The organism is Streptomyces sp. NPDC086549, assembly GCF_044746205.1.
Classification (GTDB): Bacteria; Actinomycetota; Actinomycetes; order Streptomycetales; family Streptomycetaceae; genus Streptomyces.
This window is the reverse complement of the sequence record NZ_JBIVBS010000067.1, coordinates 1-1,586: the sequence shown is the minus strand read 5'-3', so window position 1 is coordinate 1,586 and position 1,586 is coordinate 1. Positions and strand designations below refer to the sequence as shown.

Below are 1,586 nucleotides of genomic sequence, written 5' to 3'. Positions count from 1 at the left end.
GGATTGCGCACCGCGGTGCCGCGGACGTGGGCCTCCGGGTCGTTCAGCAGCCGCACCGCGTCGGCCGGTGACAGCCGGGGGTCCTCAGCCGCGCGGCGGCGCACCTCGGCTTCGGGATCCCGGGCCAGGCGTGCGACGTCGGCCGGTGTCGACTCCGGATCGTCCAGGGCCAGGCGGCGCATCCGCCCGCTGGGGTCGGCGGTGTAGCGCAGCAGGCCCGCACGGGGGAAGTTGGGGTGGCTGCGGGGCCGGTCGGGGTGGCTGAAGCTGCCGTCCCACCAGCGCCAGACCTCCAGCAGCATGTCGGCCGGCGCGTCCTCGCACGATTCGGCGAGGAACAGGCGGACCACCCGGTCCCCATCCCGTGCCAGGCGCGCCACGACATCCGGCGGGAGGTGCCGGGCTCGGGCCACACTGCGGCGGACCAGCGGGTGGGACGACGCGGCGAGACGGCGCATCGCCTCGGCGTCGCCGTGCAGGTCCTCGACCCAGGGCAGGGTGTGCGACATCGACGTCGGGTCGAAGTCGTGGCGCACCGCCGCACGTTGCTCCTCGGTGAGGTCGGGGCGCAGCGCCACCGCGGAGCGGATGTCGTCCTGCGGGTCCTCCGCCAGCACAGCGACGCCGTGCACGCCCAGGCCCGGGTTGGCGGCCAGCGCCCGACGTACCTCCGCGTCCCCGTCCCGGACCAGCTCCGCCTCCAGCTCGGGCGCGAGGCGGCACCGTTCGAGCGCCCGCCGCGGGTCGGGCAGGGCGGCGAAAACCTCTCGAGGCATGGGTACGCCGGTGTGGTGGACGAGCAGCGCAGCCGTTCGCACCGCGTAGTCGGTGTCGGCCAGCAGCCGCTCCCGCAGCGGCGCACCGAGGTCCTCCCACCGGGCACAGGCCGCCGCCCGCACCCGGGGATCGGCGTCGGCCGCGAGGCCAGGGAGGTGCTGTGCGGGGAGCCCCGGGAGTTCGGCGGCTCGCGCGCGGGACGAGCCGGCGAGGAGGTCGTCGTACAGGTCCTCGGGGAGCTCGGCGCCCCAGATGCAGGCGTGTTCCGCCCAGAGCACGCGTCGATTCGGCGACGGCTCGGCGCGGACCAGGTGTACCCACTGATCGGACGTGAGCTTGGGCCGGAAGGTGTCGGCGGGCCTTGACCGCACCCGCGGATCGGGGTGCGCCACGGCGGCGTCGAGGACGGCGGGCCGGTCGCATCCGTGCAGGAATCCCTCCTCCACATCCAGCAGCCGGATCAGCAGTTCGTCCGTCGCGGCCGGATTGGACCCGATCCCCTCCGCCCAGTGCAGAGGCCACGCACGTCGACCGGGCACCGCCGCCCACACCTCGGCGCGCTCGACCTCCGTCTCGCGCCCGGCGGCCGCGGCGGCCTCCTCCAGCCGCTCCGGCAGTCGGTCGAGGGCCGTCACCCGAGGCCCGCCCGCGCCGGGCACCTCCGCCAGCAGCACCTGCCCGTCGAGGGAGAGCGCCACGAACCCGGGGTCGCCGGTCAACTCCGGCACGCCGCTCCCGGCGTGCCGGACCCGGGTCCACCAGGAGTCGTTGCCGCCGATCCGGTGCCTGAGGACAGCCACCAGGAACTC

At 75.6% G+C, this 1,586-nt stretch carries 1 protein-coding gene; it reads right to left on the bottom strand.

Annotated elements, in window-relative coordinates; genetic code table 11:
* Positions 1-1,586, bottom strand: a 1,586-nt coding sequence (locus ACIPSA_RS51395; RefSeq protein WP_402649257.1) for a hypothetical protein, incomplete at both ends; no start/stop codon positions are given.